This window comes from Desulfuromonas versatilis, assembly GCF_019704135.1.
Lineage (GTDB): Bacteria > Desulfobacterota > Desulfuromonadia > Desulfuromonadales > NIT-T3 > Desulfuromonas_A > Desulfuromonas_A versatilis.
Map to the genome: position 1 here is coordinate 4,116,884 of NZ_AP024355.1, position 16,259 is coordinate 4,133,142.

21 protein-coding genes are annotated in these 16,259 nt (G+C 64.3%); all 21 read right to left on the reverse strand.

The window, feature by feature from the left end; translation table 11 throughout:
- Positions 1 to 254: 254 nt before the first annotated feature.
- The 21 genes from DESUT3_RS18545 to DESUT3_RS18645 all read right to left on the reverse strand — a co-directional run bounded on the left by DESUT3_RS18545 (position 255) and on the right by DESUT3_RS18645 (position 16,253).
- Positions 255 to 740: a PilZ domain-containing protein gene (locus DESUT3_RS18545; RefSeq protein WP_221249977.1), complete on the reverse strand. Its 486-nt coding sequence runs from the start codon at positions 738 to 740 to the stop codon at positions 255 to 257.
- 103 nt (positions 741 to 843) lie between these two features.
- The gene (locus DESUT3_RS18550; RefSeq protein ID WP_221249978.1) at positions 844 to 1,239 is read right to left on the reverse strand and encodes a hypothetical protein; all 396 of its coding nucleotides are present in this window, start codon (positions 1,237 to 1,239) and stop codon (positions 844 to 846) included.
- Between the two features lie 39 nt (positions 1,240 to 1,278).
- Positions 1,279 to 1,725 carry a flagellar export chaperone FliS gene (gene fliS, locus DESUT3_RS18555; RefSeq protein ID WP_221249979.1) on the reverse strand — a complete coding sequence of 149 codons (447 nt, stop codon included), beginning with the start codon at positions 1,723 to 1,725 and terminating at the stop codon, positions 1,279 to 1,281.
- Positions 1,722 to 3,134 (reverse strand): flagellar filament capping protein FliD, encoded by a 1,413-nt coding sequence (gene fliD, locus DESUT3_RS18560; RefSeq protein WP_221249980.1) that lies wholly within the window; start codon positions 3,132 to 3,134, stop codon positions 1,722 to 1,724. Before fliD ends, fliS begins: the two co-directional genes overlap by 4 nt.
- A gap of 183 nt (positions 3,135 to 3,317) precedes the next feature.
- On the reverse strand, positions 3,318 to 3,662 hold the full coding sequence (locus DESUT3_RS18565) for a flagellar protein FlaG (RefSeq protein ID WP_221249981.1): 345 nt from the start codon (positions 3,660 to 3,662) through the stop codon (positions 3,318 to 3,320).
- Between the two features lie 121 nt (positions 3,663 to 3,783).
- Positions 3,784 to 4,971 (reverse strand): flagellin, encoded by a 1,188-nt coding sequence (locus DESUT3_RS18570; RefSeq protein ID WP_221249982.1) that lies wholly within the window; start codon positions 4,969 to 4,971, stop codon positions 3,784 to 3,786.
- A gap of 199 nt (positions 4,972 to 5,170) precedes the next feature.
- Positions 5,171 to 5,593: a flagellar assembly protein FliW gene (locus DESUT3_RS18575; protein ID WP_221249984.1), complete on the reverse strand. Its 423-nt coding sequence runs from the start codon at positions 5,591 to 5,593 to the stop codon at positions 5,171 to 5,173.
- Complete coding sequence (gene csrA, locus DESUT3_RS18580; protein WP_221249985.1) at positions 5,590 to 5,832, reverse strand: carbon storage regulator CsrA; 243 nt, start codon at positions 5,830 to 5,832, stop codon at positions 5,590 to 5,592. Before csrA ends, DESUT3_RS18575 begins: the two co-directional genes overlap by 4 nt.
- Positions 5,833 to 6,020: 188 nt before the next feature.
- Entirely contained in the window at positions 6,021 to 6,959 is a 939-nt protein-coding gene (gene flgL, locus DESUT3_RS18585; RefSeq protein WP_221249986.1) for a flagellar hook-associated protein FlgL, read from the reverse strand.
- A 3-nt stretch (positions 6,960 to 6,962) separates the two neighbouring features.
- Complete coding sequence (gene flgK, locus DESUT3_RS18590) at positions 6,963 to 8,342, reverse strand: flagellar hook-associated protein FlgK (RefSeq protein ID WP_221249988.1); 1,380 nt, start codon at positions 8,340 to 8,342, stop codon at positions 6,963 to 6,965.
- 1 nt (position 8,343) lies between these two features.
- Complete coding sequence (locus DESUT3_RS18595; protein ID WP_221249989.1) at positions 8,344 to 8,700, reverse strand: hypothetical protein; 357 nt, start codon at positions 8,698 to 8,700, stop codon at positions 8,344 to 8,346.
- 2 nt (positions 8,701 to 8,702) lie between these two features.
- Complete coding sequence (flgM, locus tag DESUT3_RS18600) at positions 8,703 to 8,996, reverse strand: flagellar biosynthesis anti-sigma factor FlgM (RefSeq protein WP_221249990.1); 294 nt, start codon at positions 8,994 to 8,996, stop codon at positions 8,703 to 8,705.
- Positions 8,997 to 9,366: 370 nt separating this feature from the next.
- A complete protein-coding gene (locus DESUT3_RS18605; RefSeq protein ID WP_221249991.1) occupies positions 9,367 to 9,711 on the reverse strand; it encodes a rod-binding protein in 345 nt (114 codons plus the stop codon).
- 120 nt (positions 9,712 to 9,831) lie between these two features.
- Complete coding sequence (locus tag DESUT3_RS18610) at positions 9,832 to 10,938, reverse strand: flagellar basal body P-ring protein FlgI (protein ID WP_221249992.1); 1,107 nt, start codon at positions 10,936 to 10,938, stop codon at positions 9,832 to 9,834.
- A gap of 151 nt (positions 10,939 to 11,089) precedes the next feature.
- Positions 11,090 to 11,779 carry a flagellar basal body L-ring protein FlgH gene (locus DESUT3_RS18615; RefSeq protein ID WP_221249993.1) on the reverse strand — a complete coding sequence of 230 codons (690 nt, stop codon included), beginning with the start codon at positions 11,777 to 11,779 and terminating at the stop codon, positions 11,090 to 11,092.
- A 2-nt stretch (positions 11,780 to 11,781) separates the two neighbouring features.
- The gene (gene flgA / locus DESUT3_RS18620) at positions 11,782 to 12,492 is read right to left on the reverse strand and encodes a flagellar basal body P-ring formation chaperone FlgA (RefSeq protein WP_221249994.1); all 711 of its coding nucleotides are present in this window, start codon (positions 12,490 to 12,492) and stop codon (positions 11,782 to 11,784) included.
- Positions 12,493 to 12,509: 17 nt separating this feature from the next.
- Positions 12,510 to 13,298 carry a flagellar basal-body rod protein FlgG gene (gene flgG, locus DESUT3_RS18625; RefSeq protein ID WP_221249995.1) on the reverse strand — a complete coding sequence of 263 codons (789 nt, stop codon included), beginning with the start codon at positions 13,296 to 13,298 and terminating at the stop codon, positions 12,510 to 12,512.
- A 16-nt stretch (positions 13,299 to 13,314) separates the two neighbouring features.
- Positions 13,315 to 14,040, reverse strand: coding sequence for a flagellar hook-basal body protein (locus DESUT3_RS18630; RefSeq protein WP_221249996.1), 726 nt, complete (start codon positions 14,038 to 14,040; stop codon positions 13,315 to 13,317).
- 120 nt (positions 14,041 to 14,160) lie between these two features.
- On the reverse strand, positions 14,161 to 14,574 hold the full coding sequence (locus DESUT3_RS18635; protein WP_221249997.1) for a hypothetical protein: 414 nt from the start codon (positions 14,572 to 14,574) through the stop codon (positions 14,161 to 14,163).
- On the reverse strand, positions 14,564 to 15,340 hold the full coding sequence (locus DESUT3_RS18640; protein ID WP_221249998.1) for a FliA/WhiG family RNA polymerase sigma factor: 777 nt from the start codon (positions 15,338 to 15,340) through the stop codon (positions 14,564 to 14,566). The genes DESUT3_RS18635 and DESUT3_RS18640 overlap by 11 nt, the downstream gene beginning before the upstream one ends.
- Positions 15,341 to 15,353: 13 nt before the next feature.
- Positions 15,354 to 16,253: a MinD/ParA family protein gene (locus tag DESUT3_RS18645; RefSeq protein ID WP_221250000.1), complete on the reverse strand. Its 900-nt coding sequence runs from the start codon at positions 16,251 to 16,253 to the stop codon at positions 15,354 to 15,356.
- Between the last annotated feature and the right edge of the window lie 6 nt (positions 16,254 to 16,259).

Genomic DNA, 16,259 nt, shown 5'->3' on the forward strand with positions numbered 1-16,259 from the left:
CGATCTCCCGTACTACCAGGTTCGAGGTCTTCACGGCGGGTGGGAAGTTCTTGCTTCCGGAAAATGTTCTCTAATTTTGCAATTTCCGTACCCTGTTTCCCGACAGATCCGAATGCCCGGAAAATCCCCTTGGATCGTGGCCTTTCCCCGGCGGGAGCAGGTAAGCTCTGTCATTTCGGGGGGGAATTTGGCTGCGACAACCTGCCAAAAGGCGACTTCCCCTGCAGGAGCGCCAGTGGTCATGGCCTTCGAAGCTAACCGTCGACCCGGACCCGCTGCCGCAGAATCCGCCGCTGCTCGGCGAAGCAGTAGCCGATGATCCGTTCGCGATCCCTGGGGGAGATGACCGTAAAGCCGACCGCCGCCTGGCGCCGGCCGCGTTCGTCCTCCTCGAAGCGCACCACCCGCCCGCTGCAGCGCAGCACTACCGGCTCGGGGCCAGGCAGGGTGATCTCGAGCCCCACGGGCTGCTTCAGCGCCAGGGGGACGGAGACCTGGAAGCGGACGCCGCTGCCGCTCAGGTTGACCTTCTGCAGCCGGTCCAGCGAGGTGGCCGAGGGGCACTCCAGGGGCCAGTAGCGGACCAGGACCTCGGTGTCGATGCGGAAGTATTCGCGATGCGGGTGATCGGGGGAGGGGGCACGCTCGGCGATCCGCAGATGGCCTTTTTCTGCCGCATCGAATCGTTCAGCGGTTGATCCGGTGTTCGAGAAGAATTTTTCGACGGCCTGAAACAGCATGGCATCCCTCCGCACTTGGTGCCGCAGGCATTTTCCTGCGGGCCTTTGCTCTACTTATCGGCAGGGGGAGGAAATTTCTTTAGGAAGGAATGGACGTTTGCCCTCAGCAGGCGCTGCTGAGCAACGAGCCGCGCTGGCCGGCCCCGGAGCGGTAGCCGGTCATGGCGACCTGGCCGCCCTTGAGCTGGCTGCGCTCCTCGGCAAGCAGGGCAAGCAGGGTGCGGGAGTGATCGCGAAGCCGGCGGTTTTTTGCCGCGACCTCGTCCAGCACCAGCAGCCGCTCCTGCCAGAGCGACCCGGCCTGCGGGCCTCCGGCAGGCTCGGCCACATCGGCCAGATCCCGGTCGGTCAGGCGGACCCGCGCCTCCAGCTCCTGAAGCTCGGCGAGGCCGCCGGCCACGGCCCCGTAATCGCCCCCGGCCAGGGCCGCGGCCACCGCCTCGTACCCCTGCCCGAGCAGGCGGTAATCGGCGATGGACCTCTGCAACAGTTCGCTCATTGGCATCATTTCCGCACGCTCCCGGCCAATGTGCAATGCTCAGTAGGCGGCTGCGAACGACCGCTGCCCGTTCGCCGCCTGGCGCTCTTCAACCCGGGTGGCCGCTGCCTTTTCCTTGTGCACCGCCTCGATGGCATCGAGCCAGGTCGCCCGCAAGTCCTTGAGCAGCCGGGTCACCACCTTGAGCGGCTCGGGGTCGTTCTTCAGGTTGGCACTGGTCAGCTCACGGGTCATGAACCCGTAGAGCCCGTCGAGGTTCTCGGCGATCTCGCCGCCGACTTCGAAATCCAGGGTGTTGGAGAGCTCGGTGATGATGGCGATCGCCTTGCTGATCGCCTCGAGCTTCGGCGCCCGCTCCCCCTTCTCTATGGCCAGCTCAGCCCTGGCGACGTTGCGGATGGCACCGTCGTACATCATGATCAAAAGGCGCTCTGGGGATGAGGTGGCCACATCGTTAGCCTGGTATTGATTCATGTAAGCATTCATTTTTTGCTACTCCATATATTGCTGAGCATGTCCATCTGCTGGCCGAGGTAGTCACTCTGCGAATTCAGGCTGCTCACCAGCTGCTCCAGGGCGGTGAACTGGTCGATCAGCGTCTTCTCGCGCGCCTCGAGCCGTGCCTCCACCCGCTCTATGCTGGCATCAAGTTTCCTGATGGTACTGTCGATGCTGTTCTTGCGGCCGACGTAGAAACCGTCGACGCTGTCGGTGATGTCATCCAGGTAATCCCGGAACTGGCCGGCGATCCCCTTGACCGTTTCCTTGCCATCCAGGTCCTTCTCGCCGGCGAGGAGCTTTTCCACGCTGGAAGGATTTTCACTGAGCGCCTTGCTCAGTTTGCTGTCGTTGAGCTTGACGGTGCCATCCTTCTGGGTCTCGAAGCCCAGTTCGGCCAGGGTCTGGATGCTGCCGCTGCCGTTGACCGGGTTGACCAGCAGCCCCTGCAGGCGCCGCTTGATCATGTTGAGGCCCGAGTCGCTGCCGAGCACCCCCGAGGAGTTGTCCCCGTAGGCCGACTGGCTGGTGACGAAGGAGATCGCGGCGTTGTAGGCGCTGACGAAATCCTGCACCTTCTTCTTGAGCCCCCCTTCGTCGAGCCCGACGGTCAGGGTGGTCGACTCGCTGCCGCCGTCGGCCTTGCTGAGGGTCAGGGTGGTGCCGGGCACCGCCTCGGAGAAAGTGTTGGTGTCGCTGTAGATGTGGATGCCGTCCACCTCGATGTGCGCCTTGAGGGCGTTCTGCACCGGGGCTCCCAGGGTGGGGTTGGCGTAGGTCCCGCTGCCGCCGCTTAAGCCGCTGGCGTCGAGAGAGATGTTCTTGTCGTTGACCGTCGCCCCGGTGAGCACCAGGCGGTATTCGTCGCCGTCGTTGATGATGGTGGCGCTGACCCCCGAGGGGTCGTCGCCGGTGTTGGCGGCGTTGATCGCCTGCATGATGCCGGTGAGCGAGTTGTTGCTGTCGTCGATGGTGATGGCGGCCTTCTCCACCCCGTCGACGCTCAGGGACAGGGTGCCGGTCTTGAACTGCTTGGCGTCCTTGTCCGCCCAGGCCAGCGCGTCGGTGCTGACCACCTTCTCGACCTGGGCCAGGGCGTGGGACTTGATCTGGTAGTTTCCGGCAACGGCCGTCGTGTCCGCCTTGGCGGTGAGAAATCCCTCGGTGCTCAGTTTCGCCGTCATCGGGCGAAGTTCGTCGCTGCTGTCCAGGGCCTCGACCTTGGACAGCAGCGACGTCAATTTGCCGTTGAATTCGGTGAGCGCGGCAAGACGGTTGCTCTGGTAAGTCATGTCCAGAGTCATCCGCTCGATGGGCTTGCGCTCGATCTCCATCAGCGAGGATACCAGGGAAGTGGTGTCCATCCCGGTGGCCAGGCCGCCAAAACTGATTCCCATGATCAGCTCCCGAAAAAACGACTACGGTGAATAACTTCGTTATGGTTCCGTTGCCTTGGTGAACTTTTCTCCTCCCCTTTCAAGGGGGAGGCCGGGAGGGGGATGGGGTGCTAACCTGCTGGAGCGATCCCATCCCCACCCCAACCCTCCCCTTGAAGGGGAGGGAGTTCACCAGCTAGTGGTTTAACTCTGGGTGTTGACCAGCAGCCCGCGGAAATCCCGCAGGCTCTTGATGGCCTCCAGCAGATCCTCGGAGGGAATCTGCCGGATCATGTCGCCGCTCTGGTGATCGAACAGGCGGATGACCAGCTGGTCGACATCCTTGTCCATCTCGAAGCGAACGCTGTAAGCGCCGTCTTCGGTGAGGCCCTTGATCTTCTTCAGGACTTCTTCGGGTGCGACTTTCTTTTCGTCCTGAACCGGTTCGCTTTGCAGCGGCAGCCCCCGGCGCTCCCGATCGACCGCCTCACCGCCGGAGGGCGCCCTGCCCGTGCCGGAACTGGCAAGTGTAGCCTGCTGAATCTTCATGATCGGTGTCTCCTCAGCGCTTGGGTCAGACCCGGCCCGGGACCCTCCCGGACCGGTCCGGCAGTATTGCCCGGTTTAATCAAGGGGGGCCGAAGCCCCCCTTTTTCCGTCTAGCCCCAACTTACTGGAGAAGCGACATGGCGATGTTGGGGGCCTGGTTGGCCTGCGCCAGGATGGCGACGCCGGCCTGCTGCAGGATGCTGTTCTTGGTCATCGCCGCGGTCTCTTCGGCGATGTCGGCGTCCAGAATCCGGCTGCGAGCTGCAGAGAGGTTTTCGGAGACGTTCTGCAAGTTGGCAATGGTCGACTCGAAACGGTTCTGGACTGCACCGAGACCGCCGCGGATGGTGTCGATGTCGCTCAGCGCCAGGTCGATACTGGCAATGGCCGAGTTGGCACCGGACTGGGACGAAATATCGACCGCATCCATGGTGGTGGTTGCAGTGCCCGGGTCATAATCAGCGCTAGCATCGGCACCACTAGCCAGGTTAGTCGCACTAACAGCAGCGTCTGCAGTAGTCCCGCCGGTGGCACTTACCAATGCTGAAGCATCCGTATCGGCATTAATCAAAGCCGCAAGGTCACTGTTTGTTAACGATCCACCAGAAATGTCGGCAGTGACAGTGATTGCATTACCCGAGACTGCAACTGACGAAGAAGCCCCTTGGACGACTTCAATTGAAATATCGTTACCAGCGGCGCCTGCATCCTTTGCGGTAAGAACCAGATCCGTGTTGACAGTAACAGTTGCAGCAGTCGCAGCAGTACCCGTAGCCACAGCAGCTGCGGTGGTGCCCAGATCAGCCGCCTTGGCGCTGTTGATGCCGAAGCTGATGGTCTGGCTGGTGCCTGCATCGGCTCCGACGTGGAAAACCGCCGAAGTCATGCTGCCGTCCAGAAGAGCTTTGCCGTTGAACTTGGTGGTATCGGCGATTCTGCCCAGTTCGGAGATCAGCTGGTCTACTTCCGACTGCAGGGACTGGCGGTCGGCAGTGGTGTTGGTGTCGTTGGCCGACTGCACGGCCAGTTCGCGCATGCGCTGCAGGATGTTGGTGCTCTCCTGGAGGGCGCCTTCAGCGGTCTGGGCCAGGGAGATACCGTCGTTGGCGTTACGGGACGCCTGGTTGAGGCCGCGGATCTGGGCGGTCATGCGGTTGGCGATGGCCAGGCCGGCGGAGTCGTCCTTGGCGCTGTTGATGCGCAGGCCCGAGGAGAGGCGCTGCATGGATTTGCCCAGGGCGTTCTGGGACTGGCTGAGGTTGCGCTGGGCGTTCAGAGAAGCGATGTTGGTGTTGATAGTAAGTGCCATGGTTTGTTCCTCCTTGAAGGTTTGTTGGCGGGCATCCGTGCCCTTTGGTTGGGTTGTACTGCGTCTGTCTTTGCTGCGTTTTTGCTTCCGGGATGGGTTGTCAGCTGCGGGTTCACCTCCTTTGCCGTGGATTTCCCGGTTGAGGTTTGACTCTCTTATCGACAGCCAAACGGAAACTCTTTAGTTTTTTTTCCGCGCCTCAGGCCGTCGGCAGAGGCGTGCGGGTCTGGTAGTGGGTCTTCTCCAGGATCACCTGCATCGCCCGGTTGCTGGCCGGGGCGAAGAGCACCGGAGCGGCCAGGTTGAGGGTGATCTGGCGGTCGGGGTGCACGGTGACCACCGAGAGCGCGAAACAGTCGTCCCCTTCGGCCATGGCCAGTTTCTGCAGTTCGGCCTTCTCGGGCACCACCCGGTAGTCGAGGAAGAAGTTGGTCGGATCGGTGAGCACGAAGGCCACTTCGGGGTCCTCGACGCTCTGGATCCAGAACAGCGGGCCCTGTTTTTCATTGGGCATAACGATGAAGTCGCGCAGGTCTTCGAAACCGATCAGCCCCTGGGGGAAGTGCAGCACCTGCTCGGGGCTGTACTCGACTTCGCCGAAGCGGGTCTGGATCTTCTTCATGGCTTGTCCTTGCGGGATGGCAGTTTGTCGCTCAACTCGTTCAGATCGGCAAGGTTCCACTGGGTCGCCTCCTTGTTTTCCGCCAGGATCCGGTCGTAGACCTCCTGGCGGTGAATCTTCATCTCGGCCGGGGCGTCGATGCCGATGCGGATGCCGCCCCCCTTGACCTCGATGACGGTGATTTTGATGTTGTCGCCGATGATGATCCCTTCACCGGGTTTTCTCGTCAGTACCAGCATGCGTGCCCTCCCTGGCTCGTGGTCGGCGCCCGCTCCCGGGGCGCCCTTGGATTACTTATCGGCTGTGGGGATGTGAGGCTTTAATCTTTTTTCGGGGCTTTCGTTATTAAAGGCTGCGGCCGCTTCAGATCCGACGCGGCCGCGGCTCTAAAGACTGGCCACAGTCCACTGCCCACGGACCACCGTTTTTACAGATAATCCAGGATCGAAATCTTCGACACCCTGGAGGTGACGTTGAGCGCCGCCTCGAGGGCCTGCTCCTGGCGAGTCATGTCGGAGATGGTTTCGATGAGATCGGCATCTTCCAGACGGGAGAGGATCTCCTGCATATCCAGCTGGGTCTCTTCCATCAGGCTGCGGGCATTCTCGACGCGCACTGCGGTGTTACCCATCTGCCCGCGGTAGCGGCGGGCCTGTTCGGCGCCGGCTTCGAGGTTGTCCATCTCGGCGTTGACCGCGGCGGGGTCGTTGGCCCGCAGGGCCTCCTCGACGCGGGTGAGCACGGCGAAGATGTCGGTGCCGCCGGCATCGACGGCGCCGTCGCCGTCGGCGTCGCCGAGAAACAGGGTGCTGCCGGGGACGTTGACCGGGGCCTGCTCGCCGGGGCCGATCTCCAGCTGCTTCACCCCCTGGTCGCCGCTGTAGAGCACCGGCCTGGGGTCGAGCACCGGGTCGTAGGCGGGATTGGCGGCAAAGGGGGCGCTGGTGTCGGCGAAGCCGCCGAACAGGTAGCGGCCGGCGACCTGGGCGTTGGCCACCCCGAGCAGCTCCTCTTTGAGGCTGGCGACCTGGTCGGCCATGGTGGCGCGGTCGTTGGCGTTGAGCGATCCGTTGCCGGCGGCCACGGTGATCTCCTTGGCCCGCACCAAAATGTTCTCGACGCTCTCCAGGTGGGTGTCGAAGGAACTCAGCTTGTCCAGGGCGGTATCGGCGCTGCGGATGAAGCGCTCGGAGGTCTGGATCTGGGAGCGAGCACCCAGCACCGGGCGGATCGCCACCGGGTCGTCCGAGGCGCTGTTCAGGCGCTTGCCGGTGGCGGCCTGCAGCCGCAGGTCGGCAAGCCGCTCGCCGGTGCCGTTGATGTTGTGCAGCAGACTGCGATAAGTGGCTGATTCGACCGATCTCATGGCTTACCTCTTGATGGTCAGCAGGGTGTCCATCATCTCGTCGATGGTGGAGAGAAACTTGGCCGAGGCCTCGAACCCTTTCTGAAACTTGATGAGGTTGATCATCTCTTCTTCGAGGGAGACCCCCTCGCTGGAATCCCGCAGGTTCTGCAACTGCACCAGGGCGTCGTCGCTGCCGCCGCGGGTCAGTTCGTTCTGGTTGACCTCGAGGCCCACCTTGGAGGCGATGCCGGCGTAGAAGCCGACGAAAGTCTCGGTGCCGTTGACGATGGCCTTCTGGCCCAGGGCGGCGATCTCGAGCACGTTGGTGTTGTCGCCGGTAGCCGCGGTGGTGCCGGCGGCCAATTGAGTGGGATCGCTCAGCGCCACCGACAGCCCCCAGGCCGAGCCGGACTCGGTGGCCGGCGCCGCGAAGAAGTCGCGCCCGCCTACCCCGTCGAGCCCCACGCCTGCCTGGTGCTGGGTGTTGACCTCGGTGGCGATGTTGTAAGCCAGCTTGTCGAGATCACCCTGCAGCGAGGGGACCAGCTGGTCGCGCACCGTCAGGTACCCCTTGAACTCGCCGCCCAGGTTGTCGACGCCGATATCGAAGACCGACGAGCCGACCTTGAGTTGCAGCTGCAAATCGCCGCCGACCCGCACTCCCTGCAGGGCCATGGCGGTGCCGTCCTGCACCAGCGGCATGCCGCCGGGGAGCATCACCGAGGTCATCCCCCCCTGGTTCTCCACGTAGGAGGCGCCCAGGGTGTAGGAGAGTTCGGTGAGCAGCTGGTCGCGGGTATCGCGGTCGGAGAGGGCGCTCTGTCCGGTGGATTCGATGGAGGCGATGCGCTGGTTGAGGTCGGCCACCTGCTGGAGCTTGAGATTGACCTCCTCGACCCGCGCCTCGAGGGCGGTGTCCATGTTGGTGCGGATGCGCTGCAGGTCGTTGCTGGCCGATTGAAAGGCGCGGCTGAGGTTCTGGCCGCCTTGGATTACCGCATCGCGGGCGATGGTGCTGGCCGGGTCGGCGCTCAGCTCCTGCCAGGAGTCGAAGAAGGCGTCGATCTGGGAGGCGAGCCCCCCCTCGTTGATGCTGATGATGCGCTCGATCTCCGCCAGCGGAGTCGACTTGGCGGTCTCCTCGCCGAGGGTGGCGTTCTTGTCGTTGATCTGCTTGGCCAGAAAGACGTCGTGCTGGCGGGTGATGTTCTCGACCTTGACGCCCTGGCCGACCACGAAGCCGTTGATGTTGACCGTCGGGTAGCCGCTGAAAACGGGGGTCTGCCGCGAGTAGCCCGGCGTATTGACGTTGGCGATGTTGTTGCCGGTGACCTCGATCGCCTTCTGCGACGTCAGAACGCTGGTCTTACCGACATGCAGTGCATTCACCAGGCCGCTCATGTCACACCCTTCCCGAAAGGATCATGCCGCTGTTGGCGTTGCCGACCATGGTTCCTGCCGCGCCGTAGCCGGTGGGGACGGCCTGCTGACCGAAAAACCCCATGGACTCGCGCACCCACTTGAGGGTCGACCAGAACAGGAAGGCGTTGCGCCGGTTCTCGGCGCGGATCCGCTCGGCCAGCCCACGCACCTCGGGGTCGGCGTCTTCTCCCGGCTGACCGATACTGCGCAGCATGGCTTCCTTTTCCGCCACAGCCGCCTGCAGCTCGTCCATGGCCATGCGCCTGGCGCAGTCGCGCTCGCGCAGGATCAGCTCGAGCAGCCGCTGCAGCCGCTCCCGAAGCTCGCTCCCGTTCATGGCTACTTGTCCTCGGCCATGAAGCGCAGCAGGCTCTCGGCCACCTTCTCCAGGTCGGGCCGGTAGCTGCCGCTGGCCACCTGGGCCTTGAGCGCGGCTACCTTCTGCGCCCGCTCGGCCGCCTGGGCCGGGTCGGCCTGCTTGGCCTTGCTGGCCTCCTGCAGCACCGAGGAGAACTCCACCCGGTCCTTGGGGGCGCCGCTTTCCTTGGCCTTGCTCGAATCCAGCTCGCGATTGCGTTTGACCGGCTCGATGGGGCCTACCGATTTGCCGCCGAAAATTTTGTCGATACTCATGGCTGTCACCCGTCGTTGGTTTTTCATCCGGAAGTTCAATAACTTGACTGCCGGAGCCAGGGAACGCTCTGTTCCTTTGGTGCACTTATCGACGGGTCAGGGGAAAAACTTTAGAATTTTTTTGGGGGGGGGAGTTAAGAAATGTGTTTCGGGAAACAGACCGGCAAATTCCAGGTAGGGGCAAACCTGTGTGTTTGCCCAAATCTCCGCCGCGAAACATCTGCGCAGCGCAGGGAACCTGCTTCAGCGGGCGGGCTCAACGGGGGTGCCCTTTGGGATCCAACACTTTGGGCAAGCAAAGGGTTGGGCGGCGTCAGGGGCCGAGCCCCCTGGGTCTTGCTTTTGACTTTGAGGTCAGCCTTTCAACAGTTTACTTTTCCGTCTCAGGATCGCCCGCATCAGCCTTGTCCACATCCAGCTCCACCAACTGCCGGAACAACGCCTCGCCGATACCGAACTTCCCCTGGCTGGCCGCGTCGCGAGCCACCTCGATGTCCCTCATCTCCTCGAACATCTCCTGCGCCGAGCTCTTCTCCAGCACGCCCCCCTGGGGCAGGGTCTGGCGCATCCCCTTGAACATCTGCTGGATGAAGATCGCCTCGAACTCCTGGCAGGTCTTGCGCAGCGCCTCGGGGTCGTCCTTTTTCAGGTTCTTCGCGTCAACATTCTGACTTTGGCCGACCAGCAGGCTGGGATCGATGCTATGCAGTTTCATGGTTAAGACCCGTGATGAGTAATTAGTGATAAGTGATCAGTGTAACGACAAGATCTATTCCATAGCCTGCAGTGATTAGGTTTTTCACTAATTACTCATTACTTATTACCCATTACGGGTTTAAAGAATCACCAGCTCCGCGTGCAGGGCCCCGGCGGCCTTGATCGCCTGGAAGATGGCGATGAGGTCGCGGGGGGTGGCGCCGATGGCGTTGAGAGCCCGGGCCACCTCGCCGATGCTGACCCCCTTCTCCAGCACCACGATCTCGCTCCCCTCCTCGGAGACTTCGATGGAGGTTTGGGGCACCACCACGGTCTGCCCTTCGGAGAACGGGCCCGGCTGGGAGACCTGGGCCGACTCGCTGATCACCAGGTTGAGGTTGCCGTGGGAGACGGCAATGGTGGAGATGCGCACCTCCTCGCCCATGACGATGGTGCCGGTGCGCTCGTTGACCACGATGCGCGCGGTGGCGTCGGGGGTGACCTCGAGCCCCTCGAGGTCGGCGACGAATTCGACGGTGCGCCCCCGGTACTGCTCGGGAAGCCGCACCTGCAGGGTGCCGCCGTCCACGGCGCGCGCGGTGCCGGCGCCGAAGCGGCTATTGATCACCGAGCTCATCCGCGAGGCGGTGGTGAAGTCGGCGTCCTTGAGCCGGTAAGAGAGGCTGTCACCCCCGCCGAAGCTGTAGGGGACCTCGCGCTCGACCAGCGCCCCGCCGGGGATGCGGCCCACCGTCGGGTGGTTGCTCTGCACCTTGGCCGCCTTGCCGCCGAAGGCCAGCGAGCCGACCACCAGCGGTCCCTGGGCCACCGCGTAGATGTTGCCGTCGGGCCCCTTGAGCGGGGTCATCAGCAGGGTCCCCCCGGCCAGGCTCTCGGCGTCGCCGATGGAGGAGACCAGCACGTCGATGCCGCTGCCGGCACGGGCGAAGGGGGGCAGGTCGGCGGTAACGATGACCGCGGCGACGTTGTCCACCTTGACCTCGTCGCGGTCGACCGTCACCCCGAGCCGCTCCATCATGTTGACCAGCGACTGCACGGTGAACTGGGTGCTGGCGCTGTCGCCGGTGCCGTTGAGACCCACCACCAGGCCGTAGCCCACCAGCTGGTTATCCCGCACCCCCTCGAGCCCCGCGATGTCCTTGATGCGGGTGGCCAAGGCGGAAGCGGGCAACATCAGCCCGACCAACACCAGAATCGCCGGAATATGTCTCAGCAACACTGACATAACATTACCTTTACCTGTTTCTGCGCCTTCGGTCGCCCCCCTCCCAACCTCCCCCCGCTGGGGGGAGGAGCAATTCCCTCCCCAGGAGGGGGAGGGCCACGGAGGGGGCGCTTTTCACTGCCCACGGACCACTGTCCACTGTCCACCGCCCCTAAAACGGCCAGACGTTGTCCAGAATGCGCACCAGCCACCCCTGCCCCTGCTTGTCGCTGATCACCCCCTTGCCGGTGTAGGTGATGCGGGCGTCGAGGATATTCTTCGAGTCGACGATGTTCTGCGCCGAGACGTCGGGCTGGCGGACCACGCCGCTGAGCTTGATGATCTGCTGTTCGTTGTTGACGGTGACCGCCTTGCTCCCCTCGATGCGCAGGTTGCCGTTGGGCAGTACCTCGATCACCTGGGTGGTCAGGGTGGCGACCAGGTCCTCCTTGCGCGAGGTCTTGCCCGAGCCCTCGAAATCGCTGTCGTAGCTGGCGTTGACCAGCTGCGAGGGGTCGATGGCGCTGTTGATGGTGCCGATGTTCTTCTCCAGGCCGAACAGCCGGTCGATACCCGCCGAGGCGCTGCTCGAGCGCCCGGTGGAGGTCTGGGCCTCCTTGCTGGCGCTGGCCGCCTCGAAGATCGCCACGGTGACGATATCGCCCACGCTGCGGGCCTTGACGTCGTAGAACAGCCCACCCTGCTGGTCGGTCCAGAGCGAGCCGGGGGTTTTTGGAGTGGGCGGCTCGATCACCACCGCCGGGGCCGGCGGCAGGGCCGTGGCCGAATCGAGGCCCGCCGAATGCGGCGCGCAGCCGGCGGCGAGCAGGGGAAGGATCAGCAGCAACAGGGACTGTTTCATCTTCAGAACTCCACTTGCGCCAGGCCGGGGGCGAGCACCCGGCAGAGGATCTCTTTGCGCGAAGAGCTGTTGCGCACCCGGATGGTCTCGCCTTCGCGGCCGTCCTGGCGGGCCTCGCCCGCTGCGGTGATGCGCAGGGCGCCGCTGACCACTTGGATGGAGACCGCCTCGCCGCGCCGGATCATCGGCGGGAATTCCACCTGGGTGCGGTCGAGGGGATCGCCGGCGCGCAGCGGCCGCTTGAGCCGTTTGCCGAGCAGTTCGCCGGGGTCGATGCAGGGGTTGCGCAGCCCGTTCAGATCCATCTCGACCATCCGCAGATCCGAATCTGCAAGCTCGATGCCACGACCGAGGTCGTGGGCGGCCACCACCACCGGGGCGAGGGCCTCGATCTCGGCTCGCACCGGCAGGTTCTGCACGACCCGGCCGTCGACGCGAAACAGGATGGTGAACCGCCGGCTGGCGAGGATGCCGGGGTCGGAGGGGATCACTTCGTGGCTGAGCTGGCCGGCAGGCAGGGTGAAGGGGGGCGGCGGCTGGAAGGACTTGATGCCGATCTTGGCCGCGGGCAGCCGCTCGCGGTTGGCGGCGAGGTAATCCCGCAGGATCTGCTCGATCTGCGCGGGGCCGACCTCGCTCCCCGGCTCCAGGGCCAGGGCGGGGGAGAGCCCCGCCGTCAGCAACAGCAGCAGGATAGCCAGTCGCGTGAGCATCTTCAAAACCCGTTGCCTCAGCGGACCAGGCCGTTGGTCATCTGCAGCATCTCGTCGGCGGTCTGGATCGCCTTGGAGTTGACCTCGTAGGCACGCTGCCCGGCGATCATATTGACCATCTCCTCCATGATGCTGACGTTGGAGCCTTCGAGAAACCCCTGGGAGATGGTGCCGAAGCCCAGGTCCCCGGGAGTGCCGGCTTCCGGCGTACCCGAGGTGGTGGTCTCGGCGTAGAGGTTGCGTCCCATGCTGGAGAGCCCGGCGGGGTTGCTGAAACGGGCCAGCTCGATGGTGCCGACCTGGGTGGGGGTGCTCTGCCCGTCGAGGAAGACCTCCACGTTGCCAAACTGGCCGATGGAGACGCGGGTGGCGTTCTGCGGGATGACGATCTCGGGGGTCAGCGGAAAGCCCTCGGAGGTCACCAGGCGGCCGGTGCTGTCCTTTTTCAGGGCGCCGGCGCGGGTGTAGAGGGTTTCGCCGGCGGTGTCGGCGACCTGGAAGAAGCCGTTGCCCTCGATGGCGAGATCGAGCTCGTTGTCGGTGCCCTGCATGTCGCCGACGGTGAAGACCTTCTGCACCGAGGCGACCCGGGAGCCGAGCCCGACCTGCACGCCGGTAGGGACCTCGACACCGGCGGTGGCGGTGGTGCCGGCGGCCTTGCTGGTTTGGTAGAGGATATCCTGGAAGTCGGCCCGGCTCTTCTTGAAGCCGCTGCTGTTGACGTTGGCCAGGTTGTTGGCGATCACGTCCATGTTGAGCTGCTGGGCTTCCATCCCCGAGGCTGCGGTCCAAAGTGCCCTGATCATCGTTTATCTCCTTGCGTTACCCGACCGACCCGATCTCGTCCGCCTTGGCGGCCAGGGTGTCGTAGGTTTTAATCATCTTCTGGCAGGCTTCGAAGGCGCGCAGCGCCTCCATCATCCGGGTAGTCTCATCCATCATCGACACGTTCGACTCCTCGAGCTGCCCCTGGTAGAGCCGCGGCTCGTCCACCAGCCGGTCCTGCGCGCCGGAGGCGGCGACAAACAGGCCGCTGCCGACCCGCTGCATCTGCCCGGGGCTTTCGAAGGCGAACAGGGGGATGCGCACCACGCCCGCCTCGGTGGTGGCGTTGCCCCGCTCGTCGATGGTGAGGGTTTCGCCGGGAAGGTTGAGCGGCTTGCCGCTCTCGTCGAGCACCTGCAGCCCCGAACCGGTCAGCAGGTTGCCCTCGGCGTCGCGGCGCATGATCCCCTGGCGGGTGTAGAGGATGTTGCCCCCCTCGTCGCGGACCTTGAAAAACCCTTCGCCCTCGATCCCCAGGTGCAGCGGGACCCCGGTCTTGACCAGGGTGCCCTGGCCGAAGTCGCTGAAGCCCTCCTGCAGCCGGGCATAGTTGACGCCGGTGGCGGTCGGTCCGGCCTTGGCTTCCTCGAGCAGCGACTCGAAGCGGTTGATCCCCTTCTTAAAGCCGGAGGTCTTGAGATTGGCCAGGTTGTCGCTGATGGTGTCCATCAGCTGCAGCCGCGAGGTTGCTCCGGAAAGTGCGCTGTAAAGGCCGCTGCTCATTGGGTTCTGCTCCTTTGCCGTTGCGTCGTTAAGCAACCTATCGGCGGGGTGGCGGAATTTCTTTAGGGGAAACTTCTGTTTTTCCTTGGAACGAATTGGCCGGGGCCGGTTTCCCTTGCCCTACCCTTTTTTCGACACCTGGGCCAGCCGCAGCAGCTGCTCGGTTTCGCCGGGGGAGATCTTGAGCACCTCGGCGATATCCTCGGCGCTCAGCCCGCGGCGGGCCATGGCGCCGACCAGGCGGTATTTCTCCGGGATCTCCCCCCCCTTGCCCGAGGCCTGCAGGCGCAGCCGCAGATTGGCCTGGTCGAGGTTCAGAGAAAACGCCTCGCTCCCCTTGACCGGCGCCGGGGCCGGGGGCTCGGGGAGGGCGGCAGCGGCTTCCAGCAGGCGGCGGGCCTCGGCGAGCTCCCGGGCGAGGCGGGCGTTTTCGCCCCGAGCCCGGGCCAGGCGCCGGTCGAAGCGCCAGCAGAGCAGCCCGAGGACCAGACTGAGAGCCAGCAGCAGCAGAAACAGCAGGTCCTTACCGACCATGGGAGCGCCCCCCGGAAAGCGCGGCGCCGCCGCGGCGGCCGAGCTTGCCCTTGAGCTTGATCAGCGCCTGGCTGTGCAGCTGGGAGACCCGCCCCTCGGAGAGCTCGAGCACCTCGGCGATCTCCTTCTGCGAGAGCTCCTCGTAGTAGTAGAGGCTGATGACCAGCTGCTCCTTCTCGGTCAGCTTCTTCAGCAGGGCGGCCAGCTCCCGGGTCAGCTCCCGCTCCTGCAGGCGCTGTTCGGGGTTTTTCGCCCCCTCGTCCTCGAGGGTCTCGAGCAGGGTGCGCCCCTCCCCCGAGCCGTCGAGGGTCTCCTGCAGGCTGACCAGGCCGAGCTGACCGACCTCGGCGAGCAGCTCGCGGTATTCCTCGAGACCGAGCCCGAGGGCCTGGGCCACCTCCGGCTCCTCGGGCGGCCGGCCGAGGCGGTTCTCGAGATCGTCGATGGTGTCGGCGATGCTCGACTGCTTGTCGCGCAGCGAGCGGGAGAACCACCCCATGCGCCGGGCCTCGTCGAGAATGGCGCCGCGGATGCGCCGCTCGGCGAAGGTCTTGAACAGTATCCCCTTGCCCGGGTCGAAGCGGTTGGCGGCCTCGAACAACCCGACCATGGCGGCGCTGTGCATGTCGTCGCGGGTCATGTAGGAGGGGACCTGGCAGGCCATCCGCTCGACCAGAAAGTCGGCCAGCGAAAGGTGCGCCTTGATCAACCGCTCGCGGTCGAGGGCCGGAGCGGTGGCCTGGGGATAGATGAACACGTCCTGCATAGCCGGGTCCTGCTCAACCGAGGGAAAGAAGCCGTTTCCAGAAGAACTGGGTGGTCCCCTTGGGCTTGGCGTGCTCCAGAACGCCCATCAGATTTTGTGCCATCGCCTCGAAGCTGCCGGCGATGCGGGTGTTGGGGTAGAGCTCGACCATCACCTTCTGCCGGGATACGGATTCGCGCATCCGCTTGTCGAAGGGGGCGCAGCCGAGGTAGTCGATGGAGATGTCCAGGTAGCGGTTGGCCACCATGGTCAGCTTGCGGTAGACCTCGAGGGCCTCGCTCTCGTCGCTGACCGAGTTGACCACCAGGTTGAAACGCTTCTCGTGGTACTGGGTCGAGAGCAGCTTCATCAGGGCGTAGGCGTCGGTGATCGAGGTCGGTTCGGGGGTGGTGACCACCAGGATCTCCTGGGCGGCGACGTTGAAGTAGGTGACGTTCTCCGAAATGCCCGCCTCGGTGTCGATGAGCACCAGGTCGAACAGCCCGTGAAACGCCTCGATCGCCTCCATGAAGCGCATCTTCTGGCTGTTGGAGAGGTGGGTCACCGACTGCACCCCGGAGCCGGCCGGCAGGATCTGGATCCCCTCGGGCCCTTCCACCACCAGCTCCTCGAGCTCCTTTTCCCCGGAAAAAAAGTGGTTCAGGTTGTACTTGGGGGTCAGACCGAAGACCACGTCCAGGTTGGCCAGCCCCAGGTCGGCGTCGATGATCAGGATTTTTTTTCCGGTGCGGGCCAGGGATACCGCGATGTTGGCGCAGACGGCGGTTTTCCCCACCCCTCCCTTGCCGCTGGTGACGGAAACCACGCCCGCGGCCTTGCGGGCGCCGTCGGCAACATTCATGCCCTGGGAAAAGTTGCCGCGCAGGGCGCGCAGGGTGCCTGCCTGATCGAGTCGATCGTTCGCCAAGTCCATAATCTC

Bases quoted from the DNA above. Each gene is read 5' to 3' on its own strand.
- DESUT3_RS18565 (WP_221249981.1), bottom strand. From the start codon at position 3,662: ATGAAGATTCAGCAGGCTACACTTGCCAGTTCCGGCACGGGCAGGGCG.
- flgM (WP_221249990.1), bottom strand. From the start codon at position 8,996: ATGAGTATCGACAAAATTTTCGGCGGCAAATCGGTAGGCCCCATCGAG.
- DESUT3_RS18575 (WP_221249984.1), bottom strand. From the start codon at position 5,593: ATGAAGAAGATCCAGACCCGCTTCGGCGAAGTCGAGTACAGCCCCGAG.
- DESUT3_RS18635 (WP_221249997.1), bottom strand. From the start codon at position 14,574: ATGGTCGGTAAGGACCTGCTGTTTCTGCTGCTGCTGGCTCTCAGTCTG.
- flgA (WP_221249994.1), bottom strand. From the start codon at position 12,492: ATGCTCACGCGACTGGCTATCCTGCTGCTGTTGCTGACGGCGGGGCTC.
- DESUT3_RS18615 (WP_221249993.1), bottom strand. From the start codon at position 11,779: ATGAAACAGTCCCTGTTGCTGCTGATCCTTCCCCTGCTCGCCGCCGGC.
- fliD (WP_221249980.1), bottom strand. From the start codon at position 3,134: ATGGGAATCAGTTTTGGCGGCCTGGCCACCGGGATGGACACCACTTCC.
- fliS (WP_221249979.1), bottom strand. From the start codon at position 1,725: ATGAATGCTTACATGAATCAATACCAGGCTAACGATGTGGCCACCTCA.
- csrA (WP_221249985.1), bottom strand. From the start codon at position 5,832: ATGCTGGTACTGACGAGAAAACCCGGTGAAGGGATCATCATCGGCGAC.
- flgK (WP_221249988.1), bottom strand. From the start codon at position 8,342: ATGAGCGGCCTGGTGAATGCACTGCATGTCGGTAAGACCAGCGTTCTG.
- DESUT3_RS18570 (WP_221249982.1), bottom strand. From the start codon at position 4,971: ATGGCACTTACTATCAACACCAACATCGCTTCTCTGAACGCCCAGCGC.
- flgL (WP_221249986.1), bottom strand. From the start codon at position 6,959: ATGAGATCGGTCGAATCAGCCACTTATCGCAGTCTGCTGCACAACATC.
- DESUT3_RS18550 (WP_221249978.1), bottom strand. From the start codon at position 1,239: ATGAGCGAACTGTTGCAGAGGTCCATCGCCGATTACCGCCTGCTCGGG.
- DESUT3_RS18545 (WP_221249977.1), bottom strand. From the start codon at position 740: ATGCTGTTTCAGGCCGTCGAAAAATTCTTCTCGAACACCGGATCAACC.
- DESUT3_RS18595 (WP_221249989.1), bottom strand. From the start codon at position 8,700: ATGAACGGGAGCGAGCTTCGGGAGCGGCTGCAGCGGCTGCTCGAGCTG.
- DESUT3_RS18645 (WP_221250000.1), bottom strand. From the start codon at position 16,253: ATGGACTTGGCGAACGATCGACTCGATCAGGCAGGCACCCTGCGCGCC.
- DESUT3_RS18630 (WP_221249996.1), bottom strand. From the start codon at position 14,040: ATGAGCAGCGGCCTTTACAGCGCACTTTCCGGAGCAACCTCGCGGCTG.
- DESUT3_RS18610 (WP_221249992.1), bottom strand. From the start codon at position 10,938: ATGTCAGTGTTGCTGAGACATATTCCGGCGATTCTGGTGTTGGTCGGG.
- DESUT3_RS18640 (WP_221249998.1), bottom strand. From the start codon at position 15,340: ATGCAGGACGTGTTCATCTATCCCCAGGCCACCGCTCCGGCCCTCGAC.
- DESUT3_RS18605 (WP_221249991.1), bottom strand. From the start codon at position 9,711: ATGAAACTGCATAGCATCGATCCCAGCCTGCTGGTCGGCCAAAGTCAG.
- flgG (WP_221249995.1), bottom strand. From the start codon at position 13,298: ATGATCAGGGCACTTTGGACCGCAGCCTCGGGGATGGAAGCCCAGCAG.